Below are 21,480 nucleotides of genomic sequence, written 5' to 3'. Positions count from 1 at the left end.
CGATTCGGCAGCTCCTTCAATATAATCTGGCTTATCTAGTATAAATTATTGGATCGTAAATTGGTAAGCGATCTTGCGGATTGCATTGCTGCGCCTTGGGTCAATTCTCCTGCGGCCCTGATCCTCTATTGTGGCATATTTGAATACCCGAGTCGAGGAGATTTCCTTGAATAAGATCTGACTTCATTGTGTGTATTTTCCTTTTTCCGGACACGCAGAATTATGGAAAATATCAAAGAAGGAAGATAAGCCGGTTGATTATCGCTCTAAGGGTGGTTCCCTGCCTATCTTGCACCAAGTTCATCAGGGGAGTCATGCTCTCGGAAATAAAAAAATGGCGATACGGGATTCGTTCCGTACCACCATTTCATGTTACTCTGTTTAATGCCATTCGCCGCCGAGCACCATTAAATGGACCCCCGATGGCTGCCAGACACTTCTCATGCGGCCGCCAATGCTGCCGAGCGAGGCGCATGCCTAGCCCGTTACAGCTTACCCGCAGCTTTCACTTTCACAAGCAGCGCATTGCCCGGCAAATAGGCAATCGGAATGTCCTCGACGGACACAATCTGTACGGTCTCCGGATTCGCGCCAGCTGCCGTTGCCTCGTTTATAGCGCTTTCCTTCGCATCGCGGATGACGTCGTCATAGCTCCAGTCGTCCAGCGAATAGATCCGCTCCGACTCGCCGCTAACCTCTCCCAGCGCTGCGCCGATCGCGTTCGCCGCATCATAGTTGTCCGGCCGGATGATTCGGCTTGCCCCTGCCAGCGTATCCGGTACCAACAGACTGCCGCCGCCGACCAGAATGACATCGACCGGGTCGGCACTCGTTTTCATCCGGTCTATGGCATCCTCCAGAATCTGCTGCATGACGGCATCCACCTTGCCGCATACCGCTTCGTCCACGGCATTCGCGTTGGTGCCCGGCCATTCTGCACGGCCCAGCTTCACGGCTACGTCCGTCGTCGTCAGCGTATCTCCGCCAAAGATGCGGGCCCGTGTCGTCAGCTTGTAGCCCACGCTGTCCGGGCCAACCGTCACGCCGCCTGCGTCGTCCAGCCGGACGATTGTACCGCCGCCAAGGCCAATGGACAAAATGTCCGGCATCCGGAAATTCGTGCGAATGCCGCCGATATCCACCGCTGCCGACGACTGGCGCGGGAAGCCTTGCACGAGCACGCCGATATCCGTCGTCGTGCCGCCGATATCGACGACCAGCGCGTCGCTAAGCCCGGATAAATGCGCCGCGCCCCGAATTGAATTCGTCGGTCCGCACGCAATCGTCAGAATCGGGTAACGAAGCGCATATTCGCTCTTCATCAACGTGCCGTCATTCTGGCAAATGTACAGCTGGGCATGGATGCCGAACCCGTTCAGCGCTTCCTCAAAGCCGCGCACCACGCCTGCAATGACTTGCAGCAGCGCCGCATTCAGCACGGAGGCATTCTCCCGCTCCAGCAATCCGATGCTGCCAATCTCGCTGGAGTAGGTAACCGGCATGTCCGAACCCAACACCTCGCGCACGATGTCTCCAACGCGCTTCTCCTGCTCACGATTCACTGGGGCAAATACGCCGCATATCGCCACGGCATCAACTTCTCCGCTCATCCGGCGGCACAGTTCGGCAATCTCCTCTTCGTCCAGATTGGCAATCTTGCGGCCATCATACTCATAGCCGCCAGAGGCGATATAGCTATGCGGCCCAACTGCCGCGCGCAGCGATTCGTCCCAGCCAGCAAGCGGCGGAACGGCTGTTGTTGCCGGAGCGCCGATGCGAATCAGGCCGACCCGGCCAAGATGCTTGCGCTCCACGATGGCATTGGTGCAGTGCGTGGTGCCGAGCATCGCATAGCGAATGTCTGCTCCATTCACGCCGCTCTCCTGCAGCAGCCGACGAACGGCCTCCACAATGCCTTCGTTCACGTCGGCCGTCGTGTGGACCTTCACCTTGTGCACGCAGCGCAAGTCGGAATCCAGCAGGGCAGCGTCCGTATTCGTTCCCCCCACGTCAATCCCGATACGGTAGACCTGGTTTGTGTCAGTCGTAGTTACCTGGGTCATTTCGCCGCACCTCCTTTCGAAGCCAACGTCTCGATCGGCACATAATCAAAGTCATAACCGAAGTATCTCGGCCCGGCCGTCTCGATGCCTTTCGGCGTGCGCCATTTGTCATCGCACGGTAAACCTGCTGCCGTTACCCGGGCACCATACTTCAAGTTCTCCGTCGTCACCGGCATCCCCGTATCCTGATCCAACAGCGTAATCAGGTCAGGCGTAATGGCGAGCGGTTGATCGTCAACGGTAGCGAGCAGGAACTCATTCTGGAAAAACAGCCGCATCGTTTTTCCCTTGTTCTCGCCGGTACCTTCGAATACCGCTTCGCCGCGCGTAAAACCGCCGTCCATGCGGCGACGGATATCCACGGCCTTGCCATGGAACAGGGCATGGCCATTCAGCTTCGCGAGCAATTCGCGCACAGGATTCAGCTTCTGCTGCTTCGCTTCGAACAGCGTCCGCCCGATCTCATAGGCTAGCGTCAGCGTGCCGCCGATCGCGCTCTGCTTCGCCTGCGCGCCGGATACCGGATAATCGCAGATGGAGGCAGATCCCCCCATCTCCACCGTCAGCGCACGCGCCATCCGTTCTTCCCACACGCCGTCAATCGTATGCATCAGCGCGCTGTTGCCGCGCTCGTCCGCCATCGCCACCGGGCTGCACGGGATGCCTTCCAGATGGAACGTCACCATCTGCGATTCGGGAAACGCACGCCCCATCGCATCGGCATCGACGAGCGGAATTCCGCGCTGCGCCGCCGCAATGACCGGAACGAGCGAGTTGCCGCCGCCGACCTCGATCGGCATGACAGCATCCACCTTGCGCCCGAGCTCTCTCTCCATCAGATCAAGCGGTTTGGTCAGCTGTTCAGCCGAAGGGATTTTCTCCAGCATCACCGTCGGTGCTCCGATCATCGATACCGGCACGATAAGCCCTTCATCGTCCAGCTCTTCGAGCTGGGCGATTCGAACCGGGCCATACTTGCGGATCGCCTCCATGGCCATCAATTTTCCGACATGAGGATCTCCACCGCCGCCCGTGCCAAGCACCGCAGCTCCTATCGCGATATATTCAATGGCTTGTTCATCCAATGTGGTTAATCTGGTTGCCTTGTTCATGCTTTCATCCCTTCTTTACTACCCATTTGCCTATGATTGCTTGTACGATAAACGCCATCAAGAAGCTGTCCAGCGCCGGAACCTGCGTCACCTGGAACCATCCGAGCCCATCCGGGGCCATCGTTGTCATAAACCCGAAGAACGTGGCGATGACCCATACGACGATGGAGCGGGGAATCCAGCTCCGATTGCTGTCCAGCCCGTCAAACGAGAACTTATTTTTGTTCACCAACAAATACTCAGCCGTATATATGCCGCCCAGCGGTGCAACAAGCATCGTAATGTACGTCAGGAACGTCATGAAACGATCATAAATACCAAAGCAAGCAAGTGCCGTCGCAATCACCCCTGCAATAATCGTGATCACGGATTTAGGCACCCGTTTGAAGACGACGGAGAAACCCAGCCCCGCGGAATATAAATTGTTCGTATTGGTCGTCCATTGTGCCAGTGTCAGCACGATAATCGCCGGAATCCCGAGTCCGAGCGTCAGAAGAATGCCCGTCAGATCGTCGGAATCCATCGCACGCGACAGGAAGATCGCAATGATGGTCATGAAGCTGTTGCCGACAAAGAAACCGATAAACGCGGCGGTAACCGCATGCTTTGGCGTTTTGGCCCAGCGCGCAATGTCAGGGGACAGCGCTGTTCCAAGAATAAAGATACCGATGACCAGCGATATCGCCGTCCCCATCGGCAGGGCCTCACCCTCGAACGGTGACCAGACGGTGCTTCCGCCTTCCCCGTTAAGCGCCATGACCAGCGCGATAATAATAAACACAACGAGAAGCGGTACCGACCAGACGCTTAATTTTTCAATCGCCCTGTAGCCCCAGATCGCCGTGGACATCATGAGAAGTCCACCAATGATCGACAGTACCCAGAGCGACCAATGCCAACCCCATAGCTCGCTCAACGCCGTCTGGAAGTTGGAAGCGAAGAAGCCGACCTGAACGCCGAACCAGCCCAGCGATGAAATGCCGAGAATGACCGAGACGATCAGCGCCCCTTGATTCCCAAACAGAAACCGGCTGATCATGGCCGTCGATAGGCCCGTTTTGGCTCCCACATATGCGCAGACAGCCCCGATTATGCCCAATATCGCTGAACCGACGATAACCGCCGTAAACGAGTCGCCGATACTCATGCCCGCGCCGAGCTGCGCACCCAGAAACATCGCAGACAGGTCAATGCCAATCGCAATCCAGACAAATGCCATCGAGAGCCACGATTTCCGCAAATGCTGGGGTACGGGCTCCCGTTCGTAATCTTCTATTTTCGTATCATTGCTCATGTTCCACCCTCTGCTTTCTGTACCATCTTGTTGATTGCCTAAGCTTCGACGGATCTCCAGAACATCTCAAAGGCATGTTTCAGTTTCCGTTCGAACAGCTCCTGCGATTTATAGTAGTAATATTGCATGCCCAGCCCGTCCATCAAGGTGAGGTACGAATCCACCAGCGTCTCCATCGGGACGATGGCCAATTCGCCGCGATCCAGACCTTCCTGCATGATCTCGCCGATAATGCTGCTCAACAGCGTATCGAAACGCCCAAACGCCTCCTGCATCCGTTCCTGCAAGAAATCCGGCGGGAAAATTAAGTACCGGAAGGCAAATGCGGCAAGCTCCCGCTTGTCTCGGTGGAAATCGTATTGGCGAAGCAGCAGCGCATGCAGTTTTTTCTCCGTACTCATTCCTTTGCTGGTTTCTGCCATCGCTTGGATATATTCGTTATAGGCGCTCATCGATTCTTCGAAGACCGTCATGAACAGATCTTCCTTGCTCTCAAAAAAGGCATAGATTGCCGGTGTCTTGACGCCGACCTCCTTCGCGATTTCCGATAATGCCGTTCCGTCGTAGCCCTTCTGTCCGAATAACCTCAGCGCAGCTTCTTTCAGCTTCGTTCTGGTCATGTTCATCCCCTTTTCTCCATTTTAATTAACGTTAATTAAGTAGATTATACAACTTTCTGCATAAAAATCAATCTATTTGATGGCTCTGCCAAATGGTCTTCCAATCTTTATACGTTCAGCATTCAAGCAGGACCATGTACTACGGTGGATACAATGCCCATACCAAAAAGAGATATCCTTACTCGAAGGATACCTCTTCTGGAAACATGAACCATTCATTCAAACAATCTTTGATGTTTATGAAAAAATCGGTAAAAGAATTGGACATTGTCCAGCTCAAACCATTCGGCCGTTTGCAAAATCTTGGCATCGAGATTGTAGATCTTCGCATGAAGCGTACCCAGAACAAAGGGGGAGTGCGTAGCAATAATAAATTGGCTGTCAAAATAACGTGCCAGATCGTTCATTTGCTCGGCCAGCTTGATTTGATTCGCCGGAGAAAGCGACGTTTCCGGTTCATCCAATAAATACAGTTTCCCGGGAAGCAAATATTCCTCGAAAAACTGCATCGAGCTTTCCCCGTTCGAATACTTCTCCTGAGCGAATTGAATGATATCCACCTTCTTCTTGAATTCATACGACTGCTCCAACTCTTCTACCTCGGCCTTGCTCTTTCCCTGAACGAGCTGCTCATGCAGCAGCCCCTCGCGAAGCACGTTTTCCTGCTGTATTTTTTTGATTTCATACAATAGATCCTCTGACTTGATGTACCGGCTCCCGTCGGGAAGCTTATATATGGGACGCTCCTGTTCATCATGCCCGAGTTGATAGCTGCTCTCCTCGATAAACCGCTGCGCGTACACGTTGTGACCATAACTTGTCATTCGCTCAGCGCCCGCAATTCCCAATTTGTTGGCGATCAGATTCAGCAGGGTGGATTTGCCGGAGCCATTACTGCCGTATAATACCGTAATTCGATCAAACAGGAGAACTTCCCCTGCAATATGCCTGAACACATGATCGGGATATATATTCGGGTTGCCGGAAATGTAAGGAGAGAGTTTGAAGTTACTTAAATATAGCATCGCCCTTGCTCACCTCATTCCAGCACGGTCCAAATATCCACTGCCGCCAGACGAATTGCCTCAAACTCATGATTCCGGTACGTTCTTAAACGGTCGGTACAAGCCTGGTTCCACAATAACGATGTTCCCGCAACCTTCAGCAAAGAAAGCCCGATATATTGGGCCGCAAACGACTGCCGATCTCTCAAATGGTCCACCAGTTCCAGCATCGTCTCCGGTCTCCAATACGCCTGGCTGGCATTGGCTGCCCGAGCGATCTGTCTGTAGGCGTAATCCAACAGATGCTGGTACGTGTCCGCCATTTGAATCACAGGGTCCAACCGCAGGGCAGCCTGATCCGCCTGGTTCCATTCGACAAGCGCCAAATATAACTTGATCACGGCTGGTTTCATGGTTTCTTTGGACTTAAGAGCATCGATCATGCCCGTATATAAAGGAACTAGCATCCTTCTTGCATTGAGAGGTAACGAGGTCAGCTTGTCAATCAATGCCACCAGACGCTGCCGCTCTGGAAGGTCCCTCTCCGGTGCAGCATTCCATTCGGCTTTCGTCTCCGTGTCCGCCAATTGTGTGCAAACATCAATGACCTGCTCATTCACCTTCCCGTCACGGCAAGCCACAATGAGGGTATCCATCGCCGCCTTCCATCTGGTGTTATCCTCCAAATCAAGAATCGCTCGGCAGGCGGAAGCCGCTACCTTCTCCTCACTTCCATTCACCCAACGGCTCATGGCTTGGAAAGCCTCTTTAGCCACAACGGGATCGGCATGCCCTGCAATCTCGATAATCAATTGCAAATACCTTGGCCGAGCCTCCGCCGGAAGTCCGCCAGCATACTGGTTAAGCAGGCTTCTTGCGATATCACGCTGCGGTGAAGCAGCCATGGCACGCATCAGGGTCCAGCTGCGTTCATCATCAAGCCATTGTCTGGCAGCGTGTCCTACGGCGATCATCACGTCTTTGTGTACATTCGGTTTCTCGTATTCACGGATGAGCAGCGCCATGCCCTCACTGCTTTTATAAGCCCCAAGCAATCGGATGGCCTCTTTTCTGACCGTGATTTTCAATTTCTCACGGTTCAGCAGGTCCGACAACATGGATGTCAACATCACCGGGCTCACCCTGCGCATGCATCTGGGGATCGAGTACATGGCCACCCGAGCACGGTCCCCATCCAGGTTGTCCAATAATACAGGCAGTGCCTTCTCCGGCTCTTCCCATAACGAATAGGCGTAGAGGGCAGCCTCGACGACATGCACTGCCTGAACCTGCAGCAGAATCTCCAGTTGATCGGAGAGATAATCCGGCATGACGGCCAAGCTCCGCATCGCTCCCGCACGTTCATGGAAACTTCGTTTGGCATCCAAGGCCACCCGTTCCAATAGGGAAGCTAATGCCTTTTGCTGACGCGGCAGCCACCGGTGAAACCCATTATGGGCAGGCACAACATAAATCGTTTTTCCCGATAAATGCTTGCCATCGATGATTGTCCCCGAGATAAACGGGTCTAACCACTCTTGGCGCTTCAGATGCAGATGCATAAATACGTCATGGAAAGAGATGAAGGATGGGTCCCTGTCCAGCAGTTCTCTAACCCTCGCATCCCGGGTTTTATACGGTGCCAGCCAATAATGGACCGCCTGCGGGGATACCGTTTTGGCCTGGAGCAGCTCCTCCAGCAGCAGCTGAAGCTTCGGCAACCGATCCACGGCTTTCCCGAACAATTCCGCCATACGCAGGTTCACACTTGTGTTTTCGCGCTTGTTCGCTTCTACACCGAAGGCATAAATCTCATCGAACAACGCTTCCAGTGCAGAACTTGGTATGCTATCCCAATCCATCGAGAAGAGCGCAAACTGACCGTCCCGCATCGTCAATCTTCCAAACGTTCTCAGAGCGAACTTGAACAGCTCGCCCTTCGGCTCCCATGCATGTTCACGCAGGATGGCAAAAGCCAGCTTCTCCACGGCGGACCTTGTCCCGTACGAAGTGTCCCTGGCTTCCACCACGCTATCCACCAGCATGGTCAGATCGTTCACATGCTCTTCCTTAAACATGGGAGCAGGACAGTTTGAGAGCTCAACCATCACTTGCCAGCGCACCGGATCTTGGTCGTTCTTGATTCGAGTCAGGAAACGCAGCGTCTCATCCATTCCGCTTCGGGACAGAGCCGTACTCCGAACGAGGTGAACATAGGCCGTTGCACGCTCATCGCTATTTGACACCTGGACGGCTTGCTCCAGCTTCTCCCTGGCGTTACCAATGAAACGGCGCGCCGTCGTTTCGAGCATGTTATCCGGATGATCACGGATATCGCGAAGCTCCAGCATGCGGGCAGCTTCCTTGTCACGCAGTCGGTGCGGCAGTACATCCAGCAGCGGCATCGGGAAAATGCGCGTCTTCCGCTCGTCTTCCTTATAAGCGGCATCAAACATTGCTTCACGACTAGACGGCGCAAGGGTATCCAGCACCTTGGCTAGATGTACAGGCTTATCTGCGAGCAATGCAGCCAGCGTGGTCCACTGCGCTGTGGTAAACCATTTTCTCTTCTTCAACACGCCTGCCGGAACGCCATGATTCAACAAGTATTCTCGTGTCTCCTCACGTGTCAGCAGCTCAAATATATCGTTTGGACCGGCCTGAATCAGAATGCCCAATTGCTGTTTGAGTACTGGATGAATCATATCCGTTGGCCCAAGCTTAAGCGCACATTCCAACACGATTGCCGGTCTTGAAACACTCAGTACCTCAATCGCGGAAGAGAGCGTCCACCATACACTGACCTTTTCCCGATGCGTTGCGTTCTGCAAAGCATTCTTGAAATACGCTGCAACCAAATCGGGGTAGTGCTTCGTTAAGAGCCGCCAATTGCGTAAAGCATACCCCAGCTCCGGGAGCCTGCTGCTTACTGTCTCTTCACTGCAAACGGCCAATAATAAAGAAGCTTCTTGTGCGCCCCACTGGCCAAGCACGAGCGGCAGCAGCCGTTCCGCCCAATCCTGACGATATGTATTCACGATGCTCCGCAGCAATTGGTGACGACAATGATACGGCATCCGAGCAATTTCGGATTCAATCGAAAAGTCCGGATCTGTCACCACTTCTGGCATTAACCCAGCCGCACGTCCCCTGACTCCTGCCTTAGAATGCTTTAGAGCAAGTAAAACCGCACGAGCATCATGCACTACATCCGCACCAGTCAATGCCAAATGCGCCTCATAGGCGGTGCCGCTTTCGAGCAAGGATACGAGCAGCGCGGAAAAATCCGCATCTCCTTTATACTTGCGCCCCAGAAGCGCCATCCGCTTCATCCTGTCCGAGTAACCCAGCGAATCCAGCTCCATGAGCAATTGCTCTTTGTTCATCAGATCATGGTTATATGTCAATATTTCCTCTCCCCTCATGTTCTTATAACCGATCAAATTTCTCCGTAATCGATTTGCACAGTCTCTCCTGGAAGCATATAACTTCTTCATAAGCGAAGGCTTCTCCTGTTCGATTCCACATTTCAGGCCGACTTAGCCTGTGGAATAGTCTTTAGCAGCTTGCTTGAAGTATAGAAGAAGCTAGGCATACCTATCAAATGTCTGCTGCATACAAAAAGAGATGCCTCTTCCGGGTCCATTAGCGGCCCTTTGAGTCATCCCTATTAGCTCAAGATGATGTTTATCCGAATTTAGTTATTCCAGTATTGCTTGGCAATCTGTTGACCTTGATCGATTTTTGCCCATTGCTCGGCTTCGCTTAGCTCGTTACCGCCATCGCAGGACGCAAAGCCGCATTGATGCGAGAGCAGCAGACGATCCTTATCAATGATTTTGGATGCTTCGTCAAGCAGACGGATGACGCGTGCTTCATCATCAAGCGTATTGGTTTTGGAAGACAGCAGGCCCAGAACAATCTCCGTTTCCGGTCTGTCCTTGAAAACCTCCAGTGCTTCAATCGAACCCGCACGATCATCATCCCACTCCAGGAAGAAGCGATCATATTTCAACTGCTTCAGGAACAGGTTGGCGATTTTCGCATAAGATCCACCGCCCATGTTGCGGGAATCATAGTTACCGCGGCAGTTGTGTGTCCACATTTTCAAGCCGAGGCTATGACCGAAGTCAATCACGGTATTGTTAATATCAATAAATTCGGTGGCGAGACCCTGTACTTCCGCTTGATTAATATGCTCCCCTGTAAACGGAGAATTCGGGTTGTCGTCTGCAAACAGCTCCCATAAGCAATCATCGAATTGCAGGATTTTGCCGCCTGCCGCAGCGAATTCCGCTACGAATTCTTTATAGGCGCTCACAAGGCCCGCTTTGAGCTCCTGTTTGTTCTGATAAACCGCATCCGTGCCGCCAATGTTATCCGACCAGGAAAGTTCACCGTAGATATGGGAAGGCGATGGTACGCAAAGTTTCGTTTGCCGGTCGCCAGCCGTTTCTTGCAGCTGTTTAAACAGCTTAATGAAGTGATGATTCTTGCCGCTCAGTTTGCCAGTAATCCGCAGGCCAATATCTTTGCGTGTTTCATATTTTGAGGTTCCGTCCACATCCCGGAAAAAGTAGCCATGATCAGCGATATAACGCTGGGCTCCGCCAAAGCCCCATACAAAATCCAGATGCCACATCGATTTGGAAAATTCACCGTCCGTAACAACCGACAGGTTATGCTCGATTTCCTTTTTCACGACCTGTTTGATCGCCTCGGTCTCGCACTCGGCATACCCTTCGAAATTCTCATAGAACGGATACTGGATATCATCACGATGTTCAATTTGCGTTTTATATTTCAGCAGCTCTTCGGGCCGCAACAAACTTCCTACGATCTGGAACTTATCAGTCATGTACATAACCCCCTCGTTGTATAGCGATATCATATCACGACGAGAGGAGTTATAAGTCATACCAAAAGAATATGACTAGTTATAGTTAAAAGCTATAGCAAGAGTGTCGGCTGAGATTACTGTGGATGCTGAATGAGACTGCACTTGGTCCCGATCCCGTATTAATATGAGATACCTACACGTGATTTAATATATTCGCTGCTATGAATCTGGCGGTATGTGAACTCCGCAGTATCCGAAACAGCGATAACAGATCCACCCTCAGGCAAGAAGTCACGTTCTACACGATACTTCTCCATCCGTTCTCCGTCGGATAAATAGGCAGGACAGACAATCGTCCATTCGAGGTCTGATTGTTTCAGCATGTTGTATACTTTATGATGTTCTTCCGCTGCACGGGTAGACTTACGTTTGGATTCACTTGCCTGATAACGAAGGATCGCAGGGCTGGTTCTGCTTTGCAAAATTCCCGCCGTTCCAATGGTGACAAGTCGTTTTTTGACTTCGGTTTTCATTGCTTCCATAATGAGCGGCATACTTTCCGATAAAGTAGTGGTTCCATCCGTACTTAATGCACTAACGACCACATCCATGCCATGTATAGAACGCCTGATATCATCTTTATTTAAGGCATTCCCTTGGATCAGGGTTAAGTTTTCATCCGTATAGTTCATCTTAGCTGGTGTGCGAACAAGTGCGGTAACATGAAGTCTTTCCCTAAGTGCAAGAGCAACTATTTCACGCCCCACTCGACCGGTAGCGCCTAATATTAAGATATTCATGCGTAAGATACTCCTCTTCCCGATAGCTGCAAAATATCATTTCGAAAACGTGCTATCTACACCTTTCACGGTGATATCGACCGTATCTTTTGATTTCCTTGGCACAGCCATGAATTGAACGGCTATCATCAACACATTAATTACAATCATACCCAAAATATAGCTTGCTGTACCCCATGCTTTGGACGATTCAGTGAGCTAAAAAGACTGATTCCGTCGATCACCCAAAAGATGCTGACCAATCAATTACGGGAATTAGAAGAACAGAACATTATCCATTTTGTTCATGATGCACGAATAGGGAGCTGCTCATTTGGAATATATGGCAAATAAGAGTGGCACACAAGATCAGGTGTTACCATAAAGTTAAATGAAAAAAGAGGGGCATGAGCCCCTCTTTTCTAATGTAGACTACCAGCCTACCTATTCTGTTCCTCCACCACAAATTCATCAAGCAGCGCCCTTACTTCACTTGTTGATTTTGCGTTCATTAAGTGATTTCTAAGCTCGCTTGCCCCTCGGAATCCACGAACATAGATTTTGAAGAAGCGGACAAGTGCGCTGAAGGAGCGCCGCATTTGTGCCGAATATTGATCATGGAGATCCAGATGCAGCCGCAGCAGATCAAGCAATTCCTCACTGCTATGTTCCCTCGGCTCCTTCTCAAACGCAAATGGATTATGAAAAATCCCACGCCCAATCATTATGCCATCGACACCGTATTGTTCAGCGAGCTTGAGGCCGGTCTGACGGTCAGGAATATCCCCGTTAATGGTTAGCAGCGTATCGGGCGCCACCTCATCACGAAGCTTCTTAATCTCCGGAATCAGTTCCCAATGCGCGTCGACCTTGCTCATTTCCTCTCTTGTCCGCAGATGAATGGACAGGTTCACAATGTCTTGCTTCAAAATATGGGTCAACCAGTCGCGCCATTCGTCTACAGCACTAAAACCGAGCCTTGTTTTTACACTGACGGGCAATCCCCCGGCTTTGGCCGCCTGGATAATGTCCGCTGCAATGTCGGGACGGCAGATCAGGCCGCTTCCCTTCCCATTCTCCGCTACATTCGCTACAGGACAACCCATATTAATATCGATGCCTTTAAACCCTTCTTTCGCCATGCCGATACTCATCTGACGAAAGAATTCCGGCTTATCTCCCCAGATATGGGCTACCATCGGCTGTTCATCCTCTGTAAAAGTCAAACGTCCGCGCACACTGTGGTTCCCATCCGGGTGACAATAGCTCTCGGTATTCGCAAACTCCGTAAAAAACACATCCGGCCTAGCTGCTTCACTGACGACATGGCGAAACACAACATCCGTCACATCTTCCATGGGCGCCAGTATAAAGAAAGGCCGCGGTAAATCACGCCAAAAATTATCTGTCATATCCAATACTCCTCTATAATACATACCAGGACAAATCTTGATCCCGAAATAGGAAATACAACCTGTTCATGTCCTTGCTTTTTCTTCACTTATAGCATATTTAAGCAGCGCATATCAAACGGCAGTATATGTTAATCGCAGACACTTATTTTATCGCCTTATGCATGGCCGCGACACCGCCGCTATAGCTTTTTACATCTACCTTAGAAAATCCCGCTTCCAAAAACATTTGTTTCAGTACGCTTTTATTGGGGAAATGACGGGCCGATTCTTGCAACCATGAGTATTCATCATAACTTTTGGCAATAAACTTTCCAAGCAAGGGCATGATATAGCGAACATAAAAGAGGGAAGCTTGTCGATAACCGAATAACGTGGGTTGGGATGTTTCTAAACAAAAGACTTGTCCGCCTGGCTTCGTTACTCGATACATCTCCCGCAGCACGGTTGAATAATCGGGTACATTTCTTAAACCAAAACCAATGGTTACATAATCAAATGAATCATCTTCAAAAGGAAGCTCCATGGCATTTCCCTGGATAAGGGTGAGCTGCTTTAAAGCTTGTTGCTCCTGCTTATCTTGTGCTATTTTGAGCATGTTTTGGCTAAAATCTAATCCAATGACTTCTCCATGCGTTCCAACAGCCTTTGCTAAAGCAATCGCCCAATCCCCGGTTCCCGTGCACACATCAAGAGCTTTACTACCTTCTTTCACATTCATCCGTTTCATAACATCATGGCGCCATGCGATATGTCTCCTAAAAGTAATGACCGAGTTCATCGAGTCGTATTGATCCGATATCTTTTCGAATACCTGATGAACTCTTTCCGCCTTTGTTTGTTCAGACATGTTATTCCCTCTCTTCCACAAGTGCAATAATATTCTTTAAACGAAAATGATTTATGCTCATCACGCACGGCGCCGCAGTTCATAAAAATATTGCACTACCGGATGCTTTAGCTTCATCCTATCTGCCATGTTTATAATCCGCTTTTTGCCAACTCGTCTGTCTACCAAGGCTAGTATATTCAATAAGATATCATCGCTCTCCATGCTTTCTTCTATAGAAGTAGATAAGAACTTATTCGCTGTAGCGACAAAATTGGATTTACTTAAATTTGCCTGTGCTGACAAAAGCTCCTTTGCGAGTACGGATACTTTTCTGTTTCTTGCAATGACGTTGAGACGATCCTCGGGAACGGTCCCTTTGGTTTCCTTTCTGACGGCTTCCAATTCATCGTCGCTGATCGGAATTTGGATATGGGGATCATTCTTAATTTCCAGCTCCGTCTGATACCACCTTATGGAGCTGGTTTTATCACTCATATGGAGTACGTTCTTTTTATCTACCGAAATATAACAAAGCCCTGCCTTATCAGGTAAATAACGATAACCGGTAGCTCGATATTCAACTCTTCCAGCTAATGCAGGACTGAGAAAACTCTCCAGCTGTTGCTTCAATTTACTCCAGGACATGGTTCCTCCTATGTCTTCGAACCCTGAGGGGCGCGGTATCCATCTGCACATCTCATTCAGTATGAATAAACCTCTGCCAAAAAACAACCCATAACATGTCCTACATATTGAATGGAATATCTGCTTCTCCTCTTTATAGAAAAGAAAAAATCTTATCGATCGGAACCACAAAGAGTACCTGCTCAAAGGCTGAGCAGGTACTCTTTAAGACGGTTATATCTGTTCCAGATTCAGGATGCGGTATATTTAGCTGCTTGGGCTAAATCCTAGTATGCTAATTGAATATTTTATAGCAGCGGGTTCTCATGTTTCGCTTTCAGAATCGACCAGCGCCGCTCCACTTCTTTTTCAAATTCGCCAAGCATGTCTTTGTTTTCTTCCTTAAGCAGATGTCTTGATTTGCCCATGTATTTCAGCCAGTCGCTGAGCGGCACCTGTTTTTTCTTCGCTTCAGGATCGTACGTAATATTCGTTTCTCCCTGCTCCACTTCATACAGTGGGAAGAAGTTTGAATTCACGGCCGCGCGGACGATGTTCTCCCCATCCTTGTCGCTCGATTTCCAGTTCAGCGGGCATGTGATCAACAGCTTGCCGTAGACGGTACCTACATTCTGAGCGTACCACTGCGCTTTTGCCGCCTTTTTCACAAGGTCCTGCGGGAATGCTTCCGTCCCTGTGAATACGTACGGAATATGCGCCGCCGCCATCATTTGCACCGTATCCTTGTGATGGAACGCTTTGCCCTGCTGCTGTTTGCCGACGCCGGACGTACTGGTCATATGCCCTAATGGCGTAGAGTACGAAAGCTGGGCACCGGTGTTCATATAGCCTTCATTATCATATTCCAGAATGATCAGATTATGGCCCCGCAGCGCCGTCCCGATGGCCGAACCCATCCCGATGTCCATGCCGCCATCGCCGGTCACCATCACAAAAGTAAAGTCCTCAGGAACTTCGATTTCCCCGCGGCGTTTCTTCTCAAGGAACGCTTCTACCGTGCCGGATAAAGTAGCCGGTCCGTTCTGGAACAGATTATGAATGAAACTCTGCTTATGCGAGTTATACGGATAACCCGTTGTTGTGATATAAGCGCAGCCGGTATGGAATAAAGTAACGACATGGCCTTCAATCCCTTTGAAAAAGAGCTCCAGCGCCGGGAAAATACCGCAGCCCGGGCAAGCTCCGTGGCCGGAAGCAAACCGTTTCGGTTTCGCCGCAAGCGCCCGCATCGGCGGCACTTTAACGGATAGTTTACTCGTCTCTTCATCTACCTTTACGGTGATCAGGCCAGATTTAAAGCTGTCTCCATTCATCGGGGCAATGACTGGCTGCAGTCTCTGCTCCTCAGCTCCCGGTGTTTGGCCGTAATAATCAAACGGCACTTTGGCATAACCGAGCTCCCTGGCCTCGATCGTCAGGGCAAAAAAAGCTTCCGCGTCATCCGCGTAATAGTCTTTCCCGCCAAGTCCAAATATGCGGGACAGCACAATAGGCTGCGGACCACGGATTTCCTGCAGGGCCGCTTTAACCTCATGGGTCAGATTGGCCCCGTGCGCACCGTAAGAATCGGCACGTTCGCCAACCAGCAGTGCTTTGACACCGGTCAACGCCTCGCGGATTTCCTTTGCCGGGAACGGCCGAAGAATATTCGGGCTGATTACGCCCGCTTTAATTCCTCTCGCCCGCAGCCGATCCACGACGTCTTTGGAGGATTCGGCCGCCGAATTGAGCAGGAATAAAGCCACCTCCGCGTCTTCCATTCGGTACAGATCAAGCGGCGAATAGGATCTTCCGGATAAAGCTGCGTATTCCTCTGCCACTTCCTTGAACACTTCCCCCGCACGGTACATGGCGTTGGACTGCTGGAAGTGGTTGTTCATCAAATCGTCGCCGTTCATATAAGCCCCAACAACGATCGGGTTGTTCTCGTCCAGTACATGTGGATATTCAGGTGCCTTTTCCCCTACAAACGCCTGAACGGTTTCCCGGTTCGTAAATATGTGTACCCGGCGTTTCTGGTGCGATGTGAAAAATCCGTCATAAGCTACAATGACCGGCAGGCGCACGTCTACATGTTCAGCGATTCGCAGCGCCATGATATTCATGTCATAAACGGCCTGCGGTGAACGGGCGGTCAAAATCACCCAGCCGGTATTCAGACCGTAGTAAAGATCCGAATGGTCACCGCGAATATCCAGCGGTCCGCTTACCGCACGCGTCACCAGATTCATGACCATCGGGAAACGCGTGCCCGCCTGCACAGGAAGCTGTTCGATCATATACAGGAAACCATTCGCGCTGGTAGCATTGAATACCCGTGCTCCGGCTGCGGCCGCACCGTAGCAAATCCCCGCCGATCCATGTTCGCCGTCAGCTGGAATCAGCTTGATGTCATGCTCGCCGCGTGTACGCATCATGTCAAGATATTGGGCGATTTCCGTAGATGGCGTAATCGGAAAATAACCCATCATGTGATAGTTAATCTGGGCAGCCGCCATGGCAGCCATTTCGTTGCCCGATTCGAAGACTTCCGTTTGAGCAGCCGCCAGCTTATTCTCCGTTGTTTCTTGAATTTGCATATTCATGATCGGACTCCCTCCGCGGTTATATAGGGAAATGATTGCGGCACACGGTGCTGCTCCGCATAATGCGGCTCTTCTAACATGGCAGCCAAAGCGGTGGTCGGACAAGCTTCGATACACTTCAGGCAGCCTTTGCAATACTGATAATCGATACCTTTCATAAACATCTGCATATTCCCGCGCTTGTCCGGTTTCTTCTCCCACACGATGCAGAAATCCGGACATACCGTATCGCAGGCGGCACAGTGAATGCAGTCCTCGATCTTGTACTCTGGCAAATATCCCTGCCGGGAGCCGCTAAGATCCTTCAGGACACTGTTCGCCGTAACGTTCAGAATCCCGCCCAGCTCCTGCGTTTCATATCCAAGCATCGGCTGCGGTCTTGCGAAAGCAATTTTGTCTATAAGGTCTGAGCCATTTCTCAAGGAAAGGAACTGAACTTCGTTATATCCTCTGTCAAAGGTCCGCAAATTCGCTTCCACGAGGTGGGGCAGCTTTTTCTCAAACGTTGTGCGGATCACCTGCCGCATATCGTCCGGGTTCAGGAAGCTGCAAATCCGGAACAAAGCCCCCAGCATGGCCGTATTCACTTTGGTTTTTTCCTCAACGGAAATGTTCAGCGCATCAACGACGGCCAGCGTTCCCTGCGTCATATTCAGATCAACGGCCACTTCGGAAAGGGCTCGCGCCGTATTCACAAGCACCGTTCCATCAGGCTGTACTCCGCTTATGACATCGATCGTCTTATACAAAGCTTCATGAAATACGCCGACGACATGCGGCTGCTCAATGGGACTGTGATCGCGGATTTCCACCTCGGAATCGCAGAACCTTACGAAGCTCTTCACCGGCGACCCTTTTTTCTCCGAACCATAGCTGGAAAAATTCGAACCGTTAAGTCCGGAGCCGGTCACCCCGGCTTCGGCCAGCATTTTTCCAGCCAGATTGGCGCCAAGCCCGCCGATGGATTCGAGACGAATCTCGAAAAATCCCAGTTCATTCTTCTGAGGTAAAATCGACATGTTCTCTCCTCATTTCTTCTTAGGTCATTAATTCCAGTTTAAAAGAAGAAACGGACCGGGTTTGTGATTATACTCACAACTTAAAAAATTGTGATTCCAATCACTATGTCGGTTGTGGGAGCGAAGTATACTGTCTTCAACAGTCCAATTGCGAGGCAATTTTATACTGACCTTTAGGCAAAAAATCACGAAATTGGAGGAGAAAATAATGAATAACAACGCCCAAGAGACCTTAGAGCATCAGCCGTCCATGTTCTGCTTTCAATGTCAGGAAGCATCCAAGGGAACAGGCTGCACCATTGTCGGCGTATGCGGCAAACCGCATGATGTGGCAAACCTGCAGGATTTGCTGATTTATCTGCTGAAAGGAATCTCTTTTCTCAGTCTGGATGTCCGGCTGCCGGAGGAGCTTGAACAGCGCGTATCACTGTTTATGATGGACTCCTTGTTTGCAACGATTACGAACGCCAACTTTGACCGCGAGGTTTTTGTGGGAAGAATCCGGGAAGCGATCGAGCTCCGCGGCGAGGTGCGCACCTATTATAACGAACAATATCCGGAAGGAACCGCCAATCTCCCTGATGCTGCCGTCTGGCAGGCGGATAACGAAGCTGCTTTTGATGAAAAAGCACGTACGGTGGGTGTCCTCTCGACCCGCAATGAAGACATCCGCTCGCTGCGCGAATTGATTACTTACGGCTTGAAGGGGATGGCTGCTTATACGTACCACGCGCTTCATCTGGAGAAGGATGATAACGAATTAAACCGTTTTATGCGCCGCGCACTTGCCGCCACCCTTGACGACAGCCTTGAAGTGCAGGATCTGGTAACTCTGACGATGGAAACCGGTAAATACGGCGTAAACGCCATGGCGATGCTGGATGAAGCGAACACCTCGGTGTACGGAAATCCGGAAATTACGAAGGTCAATATCGGGGTAAGCAACCGGCCCGGCATTCTCATCAGCGGCCATGATCTGAAGGATTTGGAGGAGCTCCTGAAGCAGACGGAAGGAACCGGCGTGGACGTGTACACGCACAGTGAAATGCTGCCTGCCCACTATTATCCGGCCTTCAAGAAATATGAGCATTTTGTAGGCAATTACGGGAATGCATGGTGGAAGCAGAATAGCGAATTCGCAGCTTTTAACGGACCGATATTAATGACGACCAACTGTATCGTTCCACCGAAAGACAGTTATAAGGACCGAATCTATACAACAGGCAACACCGGGTTTCCGGGTGTCCGCCATATTCCAGAAGGAAAAGACGGTGCTCCCAAAGACTTCTCCCTACTAATCGAGCAAGCGAAAGGATGCCCCGCTCCAACGGAGCTTGAAACGGGTGAGATCATCGGCGGTTTCGCTCATGCCGCTGTGATGAACGTGGCCGATCAAGTCGTCGATGCCGTGAAATCCGGGGCGATCCGCCGCTTCTTCGTCATGGCCGGCTGCGATGGACGGATGAAATCCCGCAGCTATTACACCGATTTTGCGGCTGAACTTCCAACAGACACGGTCATTCTAACGGCAGGCTGTGCCAAATACAAATACAATAAACTGGATCTAGGCGAAATCGGCGGTATTCCGCGGGTCCTGGACGCTGGTCAATGCAATGATTCTTACTCCCTGGTCGTGATTGCATTGAAGCTGAAGGAAGTATTCGGCCTTGAGGATATTAATGATTTGCCGATTTCCTATAACATTGCCTGGTATGAGCAAAAAGCGGTGATCGTGCTGCTGGCCCTGCTTTATCTTGGCGTTAAAAATATTCATCTGGGCCCTACGCTCCCTGCATTCCTATCGCCTAACGTTGCCAAAGTCCTCGTGGAAAACTTCGGGATCGGCAGCATTACCAATGTGGAAGATGACATGAACATGTTCCTTGGTGCCTAATTAGTAGTCGAAGAAAACCTGATAAAGAAAAAAGGGCATGGGTTATTCAAGCAATGATCTGCTTGGTAACTCATGCCCTTTCAAATTAAATAAGCCGCTTCCACTCAACAAGGAAATCCTTCCACGTCGCTATTTTTCAATTTACCTATCAATGTAACACCTTAATTCTTCCCACCATAGCCCTTGTAAGTAGCGTAAACTGCATCTGCATATTGATCTGCCAGAATAGGACGGCCATAAGAATCCGTAGCTCCCGGATACCAGTTATCTCCACCATTGTAGTGTAATAATCCGTTGTAGATATTTCCAAACTTCGTAATCTTCTCATTTAAAATTAACGCACCCAGATATACCTGATCTTGTTCACTGCTATGATTATACGCACGGCCAAATTTTGAGCTGAATTGAGATAAATACGCATTGCGTGTGTTTGGTTCGACCTGCATCAATCCGTCGCCGGCCGATGGACTACCTGGTAAACCTGCTCCAAAACTGCTTTCCTTTTTGATAACGGCACTTAGCAATAAAGCAAAATCTCCGCCTTTCCCATAGGCATTGTCCGCATTCATGGCATATGTCCATATATGGCTTGGAACCTCGGCAGGCTTAGTTACTGTAGGAGGTGGTGAACCCGTATAAATCTTGACCGATGACATTTTGTCATTGATCGTGCTGCCAACCCAGGAAGAATCTGAAGTGAAGGTCCACTTGGTTCCTCCAAAATTATCATTCTCATATACTTCAACCGTCCAACCGCTTGGAACCTTAAGAGACGACATCCAGTCATTCGGAATTCCGTTTGCGTTCAACTGAGACAGTGTATAATTGCCTATCCCGAGTGTCACTGCTTTTCCTCCATAGTTTATATCTGCATAGAATGTTACTCCGTTCGTTGTCGGTGGTGTCGTTGGTGGCGTAGTTCCACCGCTACCGTCTTTCTGCCATAAAGCAGGAACATTAGACGGTTCCCAACCTACGAGAGAAGTATGTGCCTGAAGACAGGTATAAGTGCTTCCACTATAGGTTACTGTGTCATTTACTGCATATGCGGTATTTGGAGCCCATGCTCCTCTAGCGGCTGCGTTTACTGACGGTAAGGCTGTACAGAATGTGGATAGAAACACTGCTAAAACTACTAAAAGTGATAAGGGCTTAAAAGGAAACCTTTTATTAGTCATTTTCAAACCTCCTTGTCTCTTTATTTATCTGTAGCGCTCCCATGAGACATGACACAGGTTTTTGCTGTACTATTATCTTACTTTATTTCCATTTTCTAAATTAATTCCACGGTTTTTTTAATCAGATTATTACAATTCAAACAATACAACGGCATGAAAAGCGACCGGCAGACTGCACCTGAGCATTAAAAACGGCAGCGGAC

The 21,480-nt window shown here is 50.2% G+C and carries 15 protein-coding genes and 1 pseudogene; 2 read left to right on the top strand and 14 right to left on the bottom strand.

The genetic code is table 11. The features are described from left to right. Positions 1–485: 485 nt before the first annotated feature. The 8 genes from DP091_RS17065 to DP091_RS17030 all read right to left on the bottom strand — a co-directional run bounded on the left by DP091_RS17065 (position 486) and on the right by DP091_RS17030 (position 11,733). Entirely contained in the window at positions 486–2,063 is a 1,578-nt protein-coding gene (locus tag DP091_RS17065; protein WP_113059427.1) for an ROK family protein, read from the bottom strand. Continuing rightward, positions 2,060–3,175 (bottom strand): S-methyl thiohydantoin desulfurase family protein, encoded by a 1,116-nt coding sequence (locus DP091_RS17060; RefSeq protein WP_113059426.1) that lies wholly within the window; start codon positions 3,173–3,175, stop codon positions 2,060–2,062. Before DP091_RS17060 ends, DP091_RS17065 begins: the two co-directional genes overlap by 4 nt. Positions 3,176–3,179: 4 nt before the next feature. Continuing rightward, on the bottom strand, positions 3,180–4,469 hold the full coding sequence (locus tag DP091_RS17055) for a cytosine permease (protein ID WP_113059425.1): 1,290 nt from the start codon (positions 4,467–4,469) through the stop codon (positions 3,180–3,182). Between the two features lie 38 nt (positions 4,470–4,507). Beyond that, entirely contained in the window at positions 4,508–5,095 is a 588-nt protein-coding gene (locus tag DP091_RS17050; protein ID WP_306438125.1) for a TetR/AcrR family transcriptional regulator, read from the bottom strand. 209 nt (positions 5,096–5,304) lie between these two features. After that, the gene (locus tag DP091_RS17045; protein ID WP_113059424.1) at positions 5,305–6,114 is read right to left on the bottom strand and encodes an AAA family ATPase; all 810 of its coding nucleotides are present in this window, start codon (positions 6,112–6,114) and stop codon (positions 5,305–5,307) included. A gap of 14 nt (positions 6,115–6,128) precedes the next feature. Then, positions 6,129–9,500: a HEAT repeat domain-containing protein gene (locus tag DP091_RS17040; RefSeq protein WP_258394595.1), complete on the bottom strand. Its 3,372-nt coding sequence runs from the start codon at positions 9,498–9,500 to the stop codon at positions 6,129–6,131. 290 nt (positions 9,501–9,790) lie between these two features. Further along, positions 9,791–10,951, bottom strand: coding sequence for a cobalamin-independent methionine synthase II family protein (locus tag DP091_RS17035; RefSeq protein ID WP_113059423.1), 1,161 nt, complete (start codon positions 10,949–10,951; stop codon positions 9,791–9,793). 161 nt (positions 10,952–11,112) lie between these two features. Then, positions 11,113–11,733, bottom strand: a complete 621-nt coding sequence (locus DP091_RS17030) for an NAD(P)-dependent oxidoreductase (RefSeq protein WP_113059422.1) — start codon at positions 11,731–11,733, stop codon at positions 11,113–11,115. A 186-nt stretch (positions 11,734–11,919) separates the two neighbouring features. On the opposite strand from DP091_RS17030, the pseudogene hxlR reads away from it, so the two are divergent. Next, positions 11,920–12,012 (top strand): annotated as a pseudogene (gene hxlR, locus DP091_RS17025) (transcriptional activator HxlR); the annotation flags it as partial. Positions 12,013–12,152: 140 nt separating this feature from the next. Here the strand turns inward: hxlR and DP091_RS17020 are convergent. The 5 genes from DP091_RS17020 to DP091_RS17000 form a co-directional block, all read right to left on the bottom strand. After that, positions 12,153–13,124, bottom strand: coding sequence for a tRNA dihydrouridine synthase (locus DP091_RS17020; protein ID WP_113059421.1), 972 nt, complete (start codon positions 13,122–13,124; stop codon positions 12,153–12,155). Positions 13,125–13,269: 145 nt separating this feature from the next. Then, entirely contained in the window at positions 13,270–13,974 is a 705-nt protein-coding gene (locus tag DP091_RS17015; RefSeq protein ID WP_113059420.1) for a demethylmenaquinone methyltransferase, read from the bottom strand. A gap of 60 nt (positions 13,975–14,034) precedes the next feature. After that, the gene (locus DP091_RS17010; protein WP_113059419.1) at positions 14,035–14,601 is read right to left on the bottom strand and encodes an SF0329 family protein; all 567 of its coding nucleotides are present in this window, start codon (positions 14,599–14,601) and stop codon (positions 14,035–14,037) included. A 287-nt stretch (positions 14,602–14,888) separates the two neighbouring features. Beyond that, positions 14,889–17,186 (bottom strand): thiamine pyrophosphate-dependent enzyme, encoded by a 2,298-nt coding sequence (locus tag DP091_RS17005; protein ID WP_113059418.1) that lies wholly within the window; start codon positions 17,184–17,186, stop codon positions 14,889–14,891. Next, on the bottom strand, positions 17,183–18,205 hold the full coding sequence (locus DP091_RS17000) for a 2-oxoacid:acceptor oxidoreductase family protein (RefSeq protein ID WP_113059417.1): 1,023 nt from the start codon (positions 18,203–18,205) through the stop codon (positions 17,183–17,185). The genes DP091_RS17005 and DP091_RS17000 overlap by 4 nt, the downstream gene beginning before the upstream one ends. 208 nt (positions 18,206–18,413) lie before the next feature. Between DP091_RS17000 and hcp the strand changes: the two genes are divergently transcribed. Further along, a complete protein-coding gene (gene hcp / locus DP091_RS16995) occupies positions 18,414–20,099 on the top strand; it encodes a hydroxylamine reductase (protein WP_181469837.1) in 1,686 nt (561 codons plus the stop codon). A gap of 161 nt (positions 20,100–20,260) precedes the next feature. On the opposite strand, the gene DP091_RS16990 is transcribed toward hcp, so the two are convergent. After that, on the bottom strand, positions 20,261–21,277 hold the full coding sequence (locus tag DP091_RS16990; protein ID WP_113059416.1) for a carbohydrate-binding protein: 1,017 nt from the start codon (positions 21,275–21,277) through the stop codon (positions 20,261–20,263). Positions 21,278–21,480 lie beyond the last annotated feature (203 nt).

Origin of the sequence: Paenibacillus sp. MDMC362 (assembly GCF_003269305.1) — a bacterium.
Lineage (GTDB): Bacteria > Bacillota > Bacilli > Paenibacillales > Paenibacillaceae > Paenibacillus_AQ.
The sequence above is the reverse complement of the archived record's forward strand: the minus strand, read 5'-3'. Positions and strand labels throughout refer to the sequence as shown.